Source organism: Rhizobium ecuadorense (assembly GCF_001187535.1).
Taxonomy (GTDB): Bacteria; Pseudomonadota; Alphaproteobacteria; order Rhizobiales; family Rhizobiaceae; genus Rhizobium; species Rhizobium ecuadorense.
On record NZ_LFIO01000527.1, the window covers coordinates 1 to 488 of the forward strand.

Here is a 488-nt window from a genome sequence, read left to right on the forward strand (position 1 = left end):
GAGTACAGGCTTTCCGAAGAGTCTCCGTTGCGGCATCGACGTCTTGCATGGTCTGTTACTTCGTCGTCAAAAAAGAGGAATCGACTATGTCCACGCGCTCGCAACTCAGTTGGAACGACTTAGCCATGTTCGAAATCGACGACGATGCGCGCCTGTACTGGAAGGGCGAAGCTGTCGTGCTTGAGAAAAGGCTCAAGTTGGAGGCCTATCAAGTCTGGCTCGCAAGCCTCGCAACGTTCGGGACACTGTTGTCCGGTATTCACCCTTTCGGCCAGTCGTTCGGCTGGTGGTGACGAACGAACGGCGAAGATCTGTGGCTGCCCCTTAAGGCGCGGCCTAAATAGCCTCCTGAGGCTGCTCGATACCATTTGTCGAAGGCATCATGGACTTTCCTTAGATCAGCCTCGAGCTGTTCTCGGCTTTTGTTGCCGTCCATGTCGTTGGTGCCGAACGTCTCGTAACTGAGCTCCCAAGCCGTTGGATACGCG

2 protein-coding genes are annotated in these 488 nt (G+C 55.1%); one reads left to right on the plus strand and one right to left on the minus strand.

From position 1 onward, the window contains the following. Window positions 1-293: hypothetical protein (locus AF337_RS11835; protein ID WP_210168053.1), on the plus strand; the 293-nt coding region annotated here is incomplete at its 5' end. On the opposite strand, the gene AF337_RS44305 is transcribed toward AF337_RS11835, so the two are convergent. After that, window positions 260-488 (minus strand): hypothetical protein (locus AF337_RS44305; protein WP_210168054.1); only part of this gene is annotated, 229 nt, incomplete at its 5' end. The genes AF337_RS11835 and AF337_RS44305 overlap by 34 nt on opposite strands.